Below are 13458 nucleotides of genomic sequence, written 5' to 3' on the forward strand. Positions count from 1 at the left end.
CACCGACGTACCTGGTGAAAGCACCCCACTGAGGGAGGTACGTGATGTTCAAGGACACGAAGGCGTACAGCGGGTTCTCCGTTGACGACATCCCCGCCGCCGAGGAGTTCTACGGCGGCACGCTCGGGCTCGACGTGACCGAGGACCACGGGATGCTGCAGCTGACCATCGCCGGCGACGTCCCGGTGCTGGTCTACCCGAAGGACAACCACGTCCCGGCCGAGTTCACCATCCTGAACTTCCCGGTCGACGACATCGCGGCGGCCGCCCGCGAGCTGGCCGGCCGCGGTGTCACCTTCGAGCGGTACGACGACAAGCACGACGAGCTCGGCGTCCACCGCGGCGACGGCCCGCCGATCGCGTGGTTCAAGGACCCCGCGGGCAACGTGCTGTCGATCATCGAGGAATAGGGTCGTCGTACTGACCCAGCCGGCCCTTGTAGCGGACGCCGTCACGGTAGGGCCAGGAGTACGGCGTACAGCCGTGCAGCCCGAGCGTCTGCTGCTGCATGACCGGCGCCGGCCGGCCCGGGCCCGGGCACAGCTCGTGGCCGCGGCCGAGCCGGTGCCCGGTCTCGTGGTTGATCATGTACTGCCGGTACGCCGTCAGCGAGGCACCGTAGTTCGGGATGCCGTGCGCCCACCGGGCGACGTTGAGGACGACGCGATCGCCGATCCGGCAACTGGTGTAGCGGTCGTAGCCGTCGCCGCAGACGAGGTCGCGGGTCGCCGGGGTCACCAGCATCAGCGTGAAGTCGGCCTCCTCGCCCGGACCGACCTGCCGGAAGCGGTACTGCCCCCCGGACGCCCAGCCCGGCGGTGCGCCGTACGTCGCCCGGACGAACTGCGCGAACGCGGTCCGGTCGACGCCGTCGATGCCGCCCTCGACCGCGAGCCGGAACGTGAACAGCCGGCCGGACCGGCCGATGACCGCGGAGTTCCCGGGCAGGACACCGTACTTGCCGGTGCCGCGGGCCGGGTAGGTGATCGCCGGCAGCGGACGCGCGGGCGTCGCCGAGGACCGGTCGCCGAAATCGCCGGGATCGACTGGTCGGACCGGCACCCCGCCTTCCGTCACCGCCGCGGTCTCGGCGGCCGGGCGGGCGGGATAGCCGGGCCGGCCGAACAGGCTGGCGGGTAGCTGGTACAGCGCTCCGACCGCGACCACGACCGCGACCGCCAACCCGGTCATCCTGACGAAACTCCGACGGCGCATCTGGTGAGCTCCTCACAGCGCCTCTCTGGGCATTCTCACTCCGTTCTTGCCGTGTGCCCAGAACCCCTGTCCACCCACACCTCGTCGGCTCAGCCCCGGCGGAGACGCAGCGTCGGATAGCGCGCCTCGACGAACCCCAGGCCGCGGTAGAGGTCGATCCCGTCCTGCGTGGCGTGCAACTCGATCTGGCCGACGGCGGTCTCGTCACGGAACCAGTCGAGCAGCGAGACCACACACGCCTTGGCCAGCCCCCGCCGGCGGAAGTCCGGCTCGGTGCTGACGTTGTACAGGTGACCACGCACAGTGGAGAGATCCCTCGGACCCGGCGGATGCACGTACACGTTCCCCGCGGCTCCCGCGACCACCCCGACCGCCGGATCGTCGACGACGTACGCCGCGAACGTCTCGGGCGACTGGAGTTGCTCGGCGAACCACCGCCGGGCGATGGCCCGCCAGGGTGCCTCCGGGTCACTGGTGTCGGCGCCCATCGCCGCGAGCATGAGTCCGCGGAGCCGGACCAGCGCGTCCGCGTCGTCCGGCTCGGCCCGGCGTACCCGGATTTCGGTCACGACCGCATCCTGCCGAACTTTTCGCCGGTCACATCCGGCCGGGCCAACAGGTCCGCGCCTCGGCAACGGTCCGCCCTCGGCGCGCTCGACCCGGAGCTGCCCGACTGAACGCTCACGCGTAGCGGACGCCGAGGCCGCCGTCCACCGCCCAGTTCGCGCCGGTGACGAACGCGGCGGCCGTGGACGCCAGGAAGCAGACGACCTCGGCGACGTTCTCGGGCGTGCCGATCCGGCCGAGGGGATGGACGCCGAGCGCCTTCTCGCGTTCGCCGGGAATGGTGTCGAAGAACTCCTCGAGCAGGTCGGTGCCGATGTAGCCGGGGCTGACGGCGTTCACCCGGACCTGGTGGGGCGCGACGTCGAGCGCGAGGCTGCGGGTCATGCCGACCAGGCCGGACTTGGCCGCGGCGTAGGGGAACATGCCGGCGGTGGTCAGGCTGGAGTGGATCGAGGCGATGTTCACGATCGAGCCGTGCCGGTTCTCGATCATCGACGGCAGGACCTGCCGGGCCATCAGCCAGGCGCCCTTGAGGTCGACGTCGAAGACGCTGTCCCACTCCTCGACGGTCATCCTGGTCGCGTCGGCGTACGCGTTCTTGCCGGCGTTGTTGACCAGCACGGTGACCGGACCGCCGAGGTCGTCGGTCAGCTTCCCGACAGCCGCGCGAACGGAGCTCTCGTCGGTGATGTCGCCGACCGCGGCCGCGACCGTCGCACCGGACTCCTGGAGCTCCGCGGTGGTCGCGGTGAGCTGGTCGGCCAGTACGTCGACCAGCGCGACCGCGGCACCTTCGGCCGCGGCCTTCGCCGCCACCGCCCGGCCGATCCCCCGCGCGGCCCCGGTCACCAGCACGACCTCGTTCGTCAGACGTCCAGTCAACGCAGTCTCCTCAAGCTAGGCGTGAGAAGACCCTAGTCCCGAGCGGGCGATGACAGCGGCCGCTCTCGCGTAGCGGTCAGCGGTCGGCCCAGAACGCGGTCAGCGCCTCGGCGGCCTCCGGCGTACGGAACGACGCCGCGATCACCGCCTGCGTGATCGACGGCCGCTCGGTCAGTGCGGAGTGCACCTCGCGGTTGAGCCGGATCAGGTCCCCTTGGAGCGTCCCGGTGTCGGCCGGCTCCAATCCCACTGGCGCGGCGCGGTTCTCGATTTCGAGGAGGCCGGTGAGCGACCACGCCGGCGTGGACGAGCGTCGTCCACACCTTGCCGTTGACGACGGCGACGCCGTACGGACCCTCGTTCGGTCCGGCGACAGTGAACTCAAGGACGGACAAGACTCGTCGGCCGCATCATGCTCGCCGGCGAGGTGACGACGTACCCCGTTGCCGACCGCGGCGGCCGGGCCGATGGGCATCAGCGCGGGTGCCTACGCGGTGTAGTTCGTGGAGATTCTCGCCGGCCGGGCGGGCCGGATCACGGCCGACGGCACGACCGGGGAGTTTTCCGCTGCCGGCTGGGTCGAAGCCGCACGCGGTGGTGGCGACGGACGACGGCGGCTGCTGGATCACCCTCTGGGGTGCGGCCGCACTCGCCCGTTGGATGCCGCGGGCAACCTGATCGAGCAGGTCGGCCGGGGCGCGCGCTTGGAGCCGCACGGCCTCGCGCTCGACGCCGACGGCTCCGTCTGGGTGGCGCTCGGGAACGGTTCCGTTGCTCACATTCAACCGTGAGAGTGAGGGGCTTCACTCTCCGGAAGGAGGACCGGTCCCGGCAGGTGGGAGCACAGTGGCGGTGTGACCACGACAGTGGGAGTTCGGGCAGCGGCACCGCGGGTGCGGGACGTGCTCGCGGTCGGACGGCCGGCGTTCTGGGTGGTGTCGATCGTGCCGTACTACGTCGGCATCCTGCTCGCGACCCGGCGGCTCGTCCCACCGCTCGAGGACTGGCCGCGGCTGATCGTCGGTGCCGTGGTGATGGGTCCGCTGGTCTGGCTCGCGGTGCTCGCGGTCAACGACGCGTACGACCTGCCGAGTGACCGGCTCAACCCGCGCAAGGCGAAGTCGCCGCTGCTCGACGGCCGCATCACCTTGCGGGCGGTCAAGCGGATCGCCTTCGCCGCCGCGGTCGCGGCCGTCGGGATCAGCGTGCACGTCGGCATCGTGTTCGCCTTCGGCGTGCTGCTCGCCGTACTGCTCGGATACGCCTACAGCGTGCCGCCGGTGCGGTTGAAGACGCGGGCCGGTTTCGACGTCGCGGTCAACGCGCTCGCCCTCGGCGCGTTCGGGCCGCTGGCCGGCTGGGCAGCCGTGAATCCAGACCTCGGTGAGTTCCCGTGGTTGATGGGCCTGCAAGGCACGCTGGCCGCGGTCGGTCTGTACCTGCCGACGACACTCGCCGATCTCGAAGCCGACCGGGCGGCCGGGTACCAGACGATCGCGGTCCGGTTCGGTGCGCGGACGACGTACCGGATCGGGTTCGGCGCCTGGGTCGCCGCGGCGGCGCTGTCGGGGGTGCTGGCCGCGACGGACACGATCATTCCGCGCGGCATGCTCGTGCTCGAAGTGGTGATGGTGCCCGTGCTGATCGTCGCCTACCGGCGACTGATCGGGCCGGGACAGACGTTCCGGGGCGTGATCGTGCTGGCCTCGCTGTTCCTCTTCCCCTGCGGCACGTTCGCGCTGACCTACACCGGCGTGCTGTCGATCTGACAGTGCTGTTACATTGAATGTAACAGCACTGTTAGATCGCAGGAGGCGGCGATGTACCCCGAGATCGAGCCGTACGACCACGGCCTGCTCGACGTGGGTGACGGCCATCGCGTCTACTGGGAGGTCTGCGGCAACCCGGACGGCAAACCGGCGGTGGTGATCCACGGCGGACCGGGCTCGGGCGCCGGCTCGTGGTGGCGGCGGTACTTCGACCCCTCGGCGTACAAGGTGGTGCTGTTCGACCAGCGGAACTGCGGCCGCAGTACGCCCGACGCGGCCGAGCCGGACGTGGACCTGAGCACCAACACCACCGCCCACCTGATCGCGGATCTGGAGCAGCTCCGCACCATGCTCGGCATCGAGAAGTGGCTGATCCTGGGCGCGTCCTGGGGTGCGACCCTCGGTTTCGCGTACGCCGAGCAGCGTCCGGAGGCGGTCTCGGAGATCGTGCTGTTCAGCGTCACCAACACGACCCGGCGGGAGGTCGAGTGGATCACCCGCGACATGGGCCGGATCTTCCCGGAGGAGTGGGCCCGGTTCCGTGACGGCGTACCCGCCGATCAGCGGGACGGGAACCTGGCGCTGGCGTACAGCCGATTGCTGCACGACCCGGATCCGGCCGTTCGCGAGAAGGCCGCGCAGGACTGGTGCGACTGGGAGGACACGCACGTCCGGACCCACCCGGGCTGGAAGCCGGACCCGAGGTATGACGACCCGGTACTCCGGCTGCGGCTCGCCCGGCTCGTCACGCACTACTGGGGACACGCGGCCTGGCTGGACGACGGTGCGCTGGAACGCGACGCGGGCAAGCTGGCCGGGATCCCAGGCGTGCTGATCCACGGCCGGCTGGACATCAGCAGCCCACCCGACATCGCCTGGCGGATGGCTCAGGTTTGGCCGGACGCCGAGCTCCACCTGGTCGAGCAGGAAGGGCATGGAGCCGGTGGTGCGACGACGCGCAAGTTGATCCTGGCGACCCTGAACCGGTTCGCCCGCGAGCGGCAGAAATTTGATCACTGATCTTTACAGCGCTCACCGCGGCCGGAACCCTAGGGTCCCATGGCCGCCCTGGATACCTCTCCCACCCCACCGCCCCGGTCGACCCGCCCGGAGCTCGAGACCGACTACACCCTCAGCCGGTCCGCCATCGCCCACTTCGCCGAGCACGGCTTCGTGAAGCTGAAGAACGTGCTCAGCCCGGAGACGATCGCGGCGTACGAGCCGGAGATCACCGGGAAGGTGATCGAACTGAACACCCAGGACCTGCCGCTGGCGGCGCGGGACACCTACGGAAGGGCGTTCCTGCAGGTGGCGAACCTGTGGCAGGACAGCGAGCAGGTGCTCGAGTTCGTGTCGTCACCGCGACTGGCGCGGATCGCCGCCCAGCTGCTCGGTGTGCAGTCGGTCCGGCTCTACCACGACCAGGCGCTCTACAAGGAGTCCGGCGGCGGGGTCACGCCGTGGCACGCGGACCAGTACTACTGGCCGTTCGCGACGGACCGGTGCGTGACGGTGTGGGTGCCGTTGCAGGAGACGCCGATGGAGATGGGTCCGCTGTCGTTCGCGGCCGGCAGCCACGTCTTCGAGTACGGCCGGGACCTGCCGATCAGCGACGAGTCCGAGCGGGTGCTGCAGGAAGTGCTGGCGGAGCAGGACTTTCCCGAGTTCTCCGAGCCGTACGAGCTCGGTGAAGTCAGCTACCACCTCGGCTGGACGTTCCACCACGCGCCGCCGAACCGGACCGGCGTACCCCGCCGGGTGATGACGATCATCTACGTCGACGCCGCCATGGAGATCGCCGAACCGAACAACCGCTACCAGGAAGCCGATCTGGCCAGCTGGATGCCCGGCAACCGCCCCGGCGAACTGATCTCCTCGCCGCTCAACCCCGTCCTGTACTGATCACAGCGTCCGCTTCTGCGGATAGATCGTCTCGCCGCGCGCGAGTTGCTCGACGAACTGCGCGATCCGCCGCGCCCGCGTCGCCGCGCGTTTCGCCGCGGTCACCTGGTACACGACGGCGAACCGGTTGCCGCTGGTCAGGATGTCGAACATCGCCTGCGCCCGCGGCACGGCGGCGAGCGCCTCGGCCAGGTCGGCCGGCACCTCCAGAGCGCTGGAGCCGCCGTACGCCTGGTCCCACCGCCCGTCGGCCTTCGCGCGTTCCACCTGCTCGCGGCCGGCGGCGACCATCCGGCCCTCGCGCTCCAGCCGCGCGACGATCCCGACGTTGCGCTGGGACCAGAGGCTGCGGGCGCGCCGCGGGGTGAAGCGCTGGACGAAGGTCCGGTCGTCCCGGCTCTTGCGCTGACCGTCGATCCAGCCGTGGCACAACGCTTCCTCGAGGGCCTGGTCGTAGGTGAGGCTGGTCGGTGTCGTCACGTTCTTCTTCGCGAGCACCAGCCAGATGCCGTCGTTGACCTCGTGCTGCTCGCTCAGCCAGGCGTGCCAGGCATCGGCGTCGGCGACGATGAGTTCGGAGGTCATGGGGCCTCCCGGCCGGGTCTGCGGGGGGAAGGGAGCGAAGCGACCGCAGCGACGAGGGAAGGCCGTGAGTTCCAGCCCAACGACCCGCCAGGCTGGAGGCGTGGCATCAGTAGAGTCATGACGCGGCCACGTGGTAGCGGGCGGCGAGGTGCGTGGCCGCATCCTTCAACTCCTGCGGGCCGACGAACTCCAGGTCGCACTCGAACATGCCGAAGGTGGCGGCCAGCCCGGTCCAGGACCAGGCGGAGAGGATGAGGCGGCAACTGGTCGGCGTGATCTCCTCGACGATCGCGTGCCGTCCGGCCCACTGGACGATGTCCGACGCCTTCGCCTGCAGGATCGCCTCACCCCGGCACGGCGACTGCGCCTGGCCCTTGAATTTGCTGGAGATGTACGTCGCCACGTCCGGCGCCGGCAACCCCCGCGGGGTGAACCGCGGACCGGTCGGCGTCTTCGGCGTCATCCGGTCCACCCGGAACGTCCGCCAGTCCTTCCGGTCGAGGTCCCAGCCGACCAGGTACCACCGGCCGCCCCAGGTCACCAGGTGATGCGGCTCCACCTTCCGCGGCGGCGTCCACTCCTCCTCGGACGCACCGGGTGACGCGTAGTCGAACCGCAGTACCTCCCGGGCCCGGACCGCCATCCCGATCGCGATCAACTGGTTCGAGTCCACCTTCGTCCGGCGGGTGTCGGCGTACCGGTCGACCGTGGTGACCTGGAGTGCGTCGACCCGTTGCCGCAGCCGGGCCGGCATCACCTGTCGGACCGTGGCCAGCGCGCGCAGCGCACCCTCCTCGATCCCGGTGACCGTGGTCGTCGCGGTCTGCAGGGCGACCGCGACCGCGATCGCCTGGTCGTCGTCGAACAGCAGCGGAGGCAGGTCGGCGCCCGCGTCGAGGCGGTAGCCGCCGTCCGGTCCCTTGGTCGCGCGCACGGGGTAGCCGAGGTCGCGCAGGCGGTCGACGTCGCGGCGGACGGTGCGCGGGCTGACCTCGAGTCGTTCGGCCAGCAGCGCACCCGGCCAGTCGCGGCGGGCTTGCAACAGGGACAGCAACGAGAGGAGTCGGGCCGAGGTTTCGGACATGACGTCAGATTGCCACGGGTAACGGCCAGAACCTGTCCTCTTCTGCTGGAAATGTCGCCTCCAACGGAACACGACCGAAGGAGACATCGTGATCAGCACCCGAGAGCTCACCAGGGACTTCGTGGTGAGCCGCACCGAGACCGTGCACGCTGTCCGCGGCATCAGCCTCGACGTCCAACCCGGCGAGCTGGTCGCCGTCCTCGGCCCGAACGGCGCCGGGAAGACCACCACCCTGCGGATGCTCACCACCCTGATCGGGCCCACGGCGGGCACCGCGACCGTCGCCGGGTACGACGTGACCACACAGCCCGGCCAGGTGCGCCGGAAGATCGGGTACGTCGGCCAGGGCAACGGCGCCGGGCACCACCAGCGGGCCGGTGACGAGCTGGTCGGCCAGGGCGTCATCTACGGACTCGACCGGCGGGCGGCCAAGCGCCGTACCGGCGAGCTGCTGGAGGCGCTCGAGCTGACCGAGCTCGCCGGCCGAAAGGTGTCCGAGCTGTCCGGCGGGCAGCGCCGGCGGCTCGACGTGGCGATGGGCCTGGTGCACGCGCCGAAGCTGCTGTTCCTCGACGAGCCGTCGACCGGCCTCGATCCGCAGAACCGGGCGAACCTGTGGGACCACATCCTGCGGATGCGCGAGCAGTACGCGATGACGATCGTGCTGACCACGCACTATCTGGACGAGGCCGACTCGATGGCCGAGCGGGTCGTCGTGGTGGACCACGGCGAGGTGATCGCGGACGACACCGCCGAGGCACTCAAGAGCAGGTTGGCCGGTGACCGGCTCGCGCTCACGGTTGCTCCCGGCAACCTGCCGGCGATCGCGGCGCTGGCGGAGAAGTTGCCGGGTGCCAAGGAAGTCGTCGCCGTCGGCGACGAGCTCAGCGTCCGGGTCGCGGACGGGCCCGCGGCGCTCCCCGCACTGATCACCGCCGCCCAGGAGCGTGGCATCCCGGTCGCCGGAGCGCAGGTGCACCGGCCGACGCTCGACGACGTGTTCCTCAACCTCACCGGCCGCAGCCTCCGCGAAGCCGAGACCAACGGAAAGGCAGCCTGATGACCACCCTGACCCTGACGACCACGCCGGTCGAACTCACGGCCGAGCCGCAGCGGAACCTCATCCGCGACATCCGGATCGTGATGAACCGGGAGCTCAAGCCGGTCCTGCGGGACCCGTTCTCGCTGCTGTTCGGGATGATCCAGCCGCTGGTGTTCCTGGCCCTGTTCGGGCCGTTGCTGTCCGGGTCGATGGGCGCCACGTTCGGCGACGGTGTCTGGCAGTGGTTCGTGCCGTCGATCCTGGTGATGACCACGCTGTTCGGTACGTCGACCACCGGCGCGAACCTGCTGTTCGAGTTCCAGACCGGCGCGCACGAGCGGATGCTGGTGACACCGCTGTCGCGGTCGTCGCTGCTGGTCGGCCGGGCCCTGAAGGAGATGGTGCCGCTGTTCGGCCAGGCGGTGATCGTGATCGCGGTGATGACGCCGTTCGCGTTCGACCTGCACCTCGGTGGCGCCGTGGTCGGGCTGGCGCTGCTCGCGGTGTTCGGGATCGGGCTCGGTGCGTTGAGCTACGCGCTGGCGATCGCGGTCCGCAAGCAGGACTGGATGTTCTGGGTCGTGCAGCAGACGTTCCTGTTCCCGCTGATGATCCTGTCCGGCATGCTGCTGCCGCTGGAGACCGGACCGGGCTGGATGAAGGTCGCCGCGAAGTTCAACCCGTTGTCGTACGTCGTCGACGCCGAGCGGACGCTGTTCTCCGGGGACGTGTGGTCGAGCGCGGCGCTGTGGGGCTGGGTCGCGGCGATCGTCACCGCGGTCCTCGGCCTGACCGTCGGCATCCGGGCGATGCTGCGCTCGGCCGCCTGACCCAAATGGGCCAATGGCTCTCCTGAGCCGCACGAAGTGAAGCCAGATCACCTACGGTGTCGGACAGATCACCCACCGCCCACAAGGAGATCTGATGAGGCCCCGCCCCGCCCTGCTCACCGTGCTCGGTTCCCTGGCCGCCGCCGCGCTCGCCGCCACGAGCGCGGTGGCCGCCGTCCCCCCGTCGGCCGACGAGCCCGCGCGCACCGTCGCCGCACCGCTGGCGACCGACACCGACGGCGACTCGCTGCCCGACACCTGGGAGACCAACGGGTACGACGCCAACGGTGACGGCACGGTCGACGTCGACCTGCCCGCGATGGGTGCGTCGCCGACGAAGAAGGACCTGTTCGTCGAGATGGACTACATGGCCGGCCGGCTCACCAGCACCGCCGCCCTGGACCGGATCGTGCAGGTCTTCGCCGGCGCGCCGGTCAGCAACCCCGACGGCACGACCGGGATCAAGCTCCACCTCGACGCCGGCGCGGCCGGTGGAGCGGCGTACGACCTCGGCGGCGGCAACCAGGTCCCGTACGACAACAACCTGCAGCCGTCCGGCGCCCAGACCACGAGGATCAAGAACGCCAACTTCGCCAGCGCCCGGAAGGCCGTCTTCCACTACATGCTCTGGGCCGACAGCTACGACGGCGGCTGCAGCAGCGGTCAGGCGTTCGCGATCCCGAACGACACGTTCATCGTCACCGTCGGCCCGAAGTGCGGCTGGGCCGGCACCGACGACCAGGAGGTCGGCACCTTCATCCACGAGCTCGGGCACAACCTGGGTCTGCGGCACGGTGGCACCGACCACGGCAACTACAAGCCGAACTACCTGAGCGTGATGAACTACTTCTTCCAGCTCGGCGGCGTGATCCGGGCCAACGGCAGTCTCTACTGGGGCTACTCGAACGTCGCCCCGGCCGCACTCAACGAGGCGAGTCTGCGGGAGTCGGCCGGCCTCGGCAGCTCGGCGTCGGGGTTCCGGACCAAGTGGAAGTGCCCGAACGGCACCATCCGGACCACCAGCGGCGCCGCCAGCAACCCGATCGACTGGAACTGCGACGGTGACGCCACCGACACCACCGCCGCGGACGTCAACGACGACAACGCGACCACGACGCTGACCGCGCAGAACAACTGGGCGAACATCGTTTTCGGCGGCGGCGCCGTCGGCCAGGGTGCGAACCTCCAGTCCAAGACCGCGCCGTCGGAACTGCGGGAGATGACGCACTCGGAGTACGTCGAGCTGGATCACAGCCACCGCTGACCCGAACCGCCAGTACTCCACAATCGACCCGGCCCCGATCGCCTGACCGTGCGATCGTCCGCGTGGGCACGATTGTGGAGTGCTGGCGGTCCGCCGCTGTCAGCGCAGGTGCGCCGCAGTGACCCGGTGAAGATGGATCAGTACGTCGTACGCCGCGCCGAGCTTCACCGGCAGGTCCGGCCACGGGTACGCGGTACCGATGTCACGGGTCGGGCGGGCGACGTTCAGCCAGTCCCTGGTCTGCTTCGGCAGGGTCCGGAGATCGACCAGGTAGTCGCGGTACCTGGTCGAGGGTGTGCTCGTTGGTGCCGGCCGCCGCGCCCCATCCTGCGGACTCCCGATCCGAGGGGAGCCTGCTCTACTGCCAGATCCCGGTCTGCGCGGTCTCCCGCGCCCAGTCGGCGAAGTCCCGCGGGGCTCGGCAGAGGACCTGCTGGACCCCGTCGGAGACGTACTCCGACCGGTGGTGGCGGATGACCGCGAACAGGTCGCGGACGGCCTCCGCGTCCTCCTGGTCGAGGCCCTGCTGGACGAGTTCGGTGACGTGGTCCTGAGGCTCCAGGTCGACGTAGCTGATCGGCCGGCCGGTGGCGGTGGTCAGCTCGGCGGCGACCTCGGCCATGCGCAGGCACCGGGGTCCGGAGATCGCGTACGTCGCGCCGGTGTGTGCCTCGTCGAGCAGTACGGCGGTCATCACGTCGCCGACGTCGTTGGTGTCGATCCAGGCCTCGCCGCCGTCACCGGCCGACACCCGGATCTCACCGGCGAGCACGTGGTACCGGAGGAAGTCCTCGCTGAACCCCTGCGCGAACCACGCCGGCTGGACGATCGTCCAGTCCGCGCCACTGGCCTTGACCGCGTCCTCGAGCGCGAGCTGGCCGTCGTACACGGCGAAGTCGCGGCCCGGACTGCCCACCCCGCGACCGGACAGCAGCACGACCCGGCGCAGACCTTCGGCCGCGGCCTGCTTGACGAACCGGCCCGCCTGGGCCAGCCCGGTCGGCCCGACCGGCGGTGCCAGGTACGCCGTGCCGGCGCCGGCGATCGTCGGGGACCATGTGCTGTCGTCGTACCAGTCGAAGCGTTGCGCGCTCGACCGCGAGGCCAGCCGGTAGGGGACGTCGCGGGCCTCGAGCTGCTCGACGACGCGGCGTCCGGTCTTGCCCTTACCACTCAGGATCAGAATCGGTGTCGCTGTCATGGCTCAAGTTCATCGCGGCTCGGTGAGTCGAACCATGGTTCTTTCGCGCAATTCGATGTCCGAGCCGCTCACGGGGGCGTAGGGTGGCCCCATGGACGTGCTCGACGATCTGCTGGCCGGCACCCGTGCGCGCGGCGGCGTGTTCAACCTGACGATCATGGATCCGCCCTGGGCCCTGGAGATCCGCGACGAGGCCGCGCTCTCACTGGCGACCCTGGTCCGCGGTTCGGCCTGGGTCCGGCGGGACGGCATCGAGCCGATGCGGATGGAGCAGGGCGACGTCGCGGTGTTCACCGGCACGACGCCGTACGTCGTGGGTGACGCGGTGGACACCGAGCCCCAGTTGCGGATCCATCCGGGCGGCGTCTGCGAACCGTTGCCTGGGGCACCTGTCGACTACAGCGCCCGGCTCGGCGTCCGCACGTACGGCGGTCGCGCGGAGGGCGAAGCGATGGTTGTCAGCGGCACCTATCAGCTGGCCGGCGATGTCAGTCAGCGACTGCTCGCGGCGCTGCCGTCGGTGCTGGTCGTACCGGCCGCCGATGTGGCCGGCTCGGTGATGGACATCGTGCTCAGCGAGATCCAGCGCGACGAACCCGGTCAGCAGAGTGTCCTGGATCGGTGGCTGGATCTGGCGTTGATCACGACGCTGCGGGCCTGGTTCGATCGGCCGGAGTCACACGCGCCGGGATGGTACCAGGCGCAGGCGGACCCCGTTGCAGGGTTGGCTCTACGGCTGATTCACGAGCAGCCCGCGCACCCGTGGAGCGTGACCGAGCTGGCCGATCGCGTCGGCGTCTCCCGCGCGAGCCTGGCCCGCCGGTTCACCGCCCTCGTCGGCGAGGCACCGATGACCTACCTCACCGGCTGGCGGATCACCCTGGCCGCCGATCTCCTCCGTTCCACCCGGGACACCGTGGAGACCATCGCCCGCCGCGTCGGCTACGCGAACGCCTTCGCCCTCAGCGTCGCCTTCAAACGAGTCCGCGGCACCACCCCCACCGTGATCGACACACCCGGCGAGAATTCGGTCAAGCACCTCTTCGAGCCGGGCGGGACCTACGACGCGGCCGGTAACCGCGAATACCTTGTCGGTCGCGCCGTTGTCTGGTCAGGC

General features: G+C 70.1%; 16 protein-coding genes and 1 pseudogene. 9 read left to right on the forward strand and 8 right to left on the reverse strand.

What is annotated here, in order from left to right; genetic code table 11:
- Positions 1–44: 44 nt before the first annotated feature.
- Positions 45–410 carry a VOC family protein gene (locus tag E1218_RS21840; RefSeq protein ID WP_132323033.1) on the forward strand — a complete coding sequence of 122 codons (366 nt, stop codon included), beginning with the start codon at positions 45–47 and terminating at the stop codon, positions 408–410.
- Here E1218_RS21840 and E1218_RS21845 read toward each other — a convergent pair.
- The 4 genes from E1218_RS21845 to E1218_RS37375 form a co-directional block, all read right to left on the reverse strand.
- Complete coding sequence (locus E1218_RS21845) at positions 397–1215, reverse strand: DUF3152 domain-containing protein (RefSeq protein WP_233712373.1); 819 nt, start codon at positions 1213–1215, stop codon at positions 397–399. The two genes, E1218_RS21840 and E1218_RS21845, sit on opposite strands and share 14 nt — an antisense overlap.
- A gap of 89 nt (positions 1216–1304) precedes the next feature.
- Positions 1305–1784: a GNAT family N-acetyltransferase gene (locus E1218_RS21850; RefSeq protein ID WP_132323035.1), complete on the reverse strand. Its 480-nt coding sequence runs from the start codon at positions 1782–1784 to the stop codon at positions 1305–1307.
- 112 nt (positions 1785–1896) lie between these two features.
- Positions 1897–2664, reverse strand: coding sequence for an SDR family NAD(P)-dependent oxidoreductase (locus E1218_RS21855; protein ID WP_132323037.1), 768 nt, complete (start codon positions 2662–2664; stop codon positions 1897–1899).
- 76 nt (positions 2665–2740) lie between these two features.
- Positions 2741–2914, reverse strand: a complete 174-nt coding sequence (locus tag E1218_RS37375; protein WP_233712374.1) for a TetR/AcrR family transcriptional regulator C-terminal ligand-binding domain-containing protein — start codon at positions 2912–2914, stop codon at positions 2741–2743.
- A gap of 253 nt (positions 2915–3167) precedes the next feature.
- Here E1218_RS37375 and E1218_RS21865 point away from each other — a divergent pair, with 253 nt between their 5' ends.
- The 4 genes from E1218_RS21865 (at position 3168) to E1218_RS21880 (ending at position 6335) form a co-directional block, all read left to right on the forward strand.
- Entirely contained in the window at positions 3168–3455 is a 288-nt protein-coding gene (locus E1218_RS21865; RefSeq protein ID WP_132323039.1) for a hypothetical protein, read from the forward strand.
- Positions 3456–3518: 63 nt separating this feature from the next.
- Positions 3519–4433 carry a UbiA prenyltransferase family protein gene (locus E1218_RS21870; protein ID WP_132323041.1) on the forward strand — a complete coding sequence of 305 codons (915 nt, stop codon included), beginning with the start codon at positions 3519–3521 and terminating at the stop codon, positions 4431–4433.
- Between the two features lie 51 nt (positions 4434–4484).
- A complete protein-coding gene (gene pip, locus E1218_RS21875) occupies positions 4485–5453 on the forward strand; it encodes a prolyl aminopeptidase (protein WP_132323043.1) in 969 nt (322 codons plus the stop codon).
- A gap of 39 nt (positions 5454–5492) precedes the next feature.
- The gene (locus E1218_RS21880) at positions 5493–6335 is read left to right on the forward strand and encodes a phytanoyl-CoA dioxygenase family protein (RefSeq protein WP_132323045.1); all 843 of its coding nucleotides are present in this window, start codon (positions 5493–5495) and stop codon (positions 6333–6335) included.
- Here E1218_RS21880 and E1218_RS21885 read toward each other — a convergent pair whose 3' ends face one another.
- Together E1218_RS21885 and E1218_RS21890 are read right to left on the reverse strand one after the other, a co-directional pair.
- Entirely contained in the window at positions 6336–6920 is a 585-nt protein-coding gene (locus E1218_RS21885) for a YdeI/OmpD-associated family protein (protein ID WP_132323047.1), read from the reverse strand.
- A 115-nt stretch (positions 6921–7035) separates the two neighbouring features.
- Entirely contained in the window at positions 7036–8004 is a 969-nt protein-coding gene (locus E1218_RS21890) for a helix-turn-helix transcriptional regulator (RefSeq protein WP_132323049.1), read from the reverse strand.
- 88 nt (positions 8005–8092) lie between these two features.
- Between E1218_RS21890 and E1218_RS21895 the strand changes: the two genes are divergently transcribed.
- From E1218_RS21895 to E1218_RS21905, 3 genes are all read left to right on the forward strand, one after another.
- The gene (locus tag E1218_RS21895) at positions 8093–9064 is read left to right on the forward strand and encodes an ATP-binding cassette domain-containing protein (protein ID WP_132323051.1); all 972 of its coding nucleotides are present in this window, start codon (positions 8093–8095) and stop codon (positions 9062–9064) included.
- Positions 9064–9876, forward strand: coding sequence for an ABC transporter permease (locus E1218_RS21900; RefSeq protein WP_132323053.1), 813 nt, complete (start codon positions 9064–9066; stop codon positions 9874–9876). The genes E1218_RS21895 and E1218_RS21900 overlap by 1 nt, the downstream gene beginning before the upstream one ends.
- Positions 9877–9970: 94 nt before the next feature.
- Positions 9971–11140 (forward strand): zinc metalloprotease, encoded by a 1170-nt coding sequence (locus E1218_RS21905; protein WP_132323055.1) that lies wholly within the window; start codon positions 9971–9973, stop codon positions 11138–11140.
- Between the two features lie 99 nt (positions 11141–11239).
- On the opposite strand, the gene E1218_RS37975 is transcribed toward E1218_RS21905, so the two are convergent.
- Complete coding sequence (locus tag E1218_RS37975) at positions 11240–11482, reverse strand: erythromycin esterase family protein (RefSeq protein WP_325052851.1); 243 nt, start codon at positions 11480–11482, stop codon at positions 11240–11242.
- Positions 11483–11498: 16 nt separating this feature from the next.
- On the reverse strand, positions 11499–12341 hold the full coding sequence (locus E1218_RS21915) for an NAD(P)H-binding protein (RefSeq protein ID WP_132323057.1): 843 nt from the start codon (positions 12339–12341) through the stop codon (positions 11499–11501).
- A gap of 91 nt (positions 12342–12432) precedes the next feature.
- Here E1218_RS21915 and E1218_RS21920 point away from each other — a divergent pair.
- A pseudogene (locus E1218_RS21920) lies at positions 12433–13344 on the forward strand (AraC family transcriptional regulator); the annotation flags it as partial.
- Positions 13345–13458 lie beyond the last annotated feature (114 nt).

Origin of the sequence: Kribbella turkmenica, from assembly GCF_004348725.1 — a bacterium.
GTDB classification, from domain to species: Bacteria; Actinomycetota; Actinomycetes; order Propionibacteriales; family Kribbellaceae; genus Kribbella; species Kribbella turkmenica.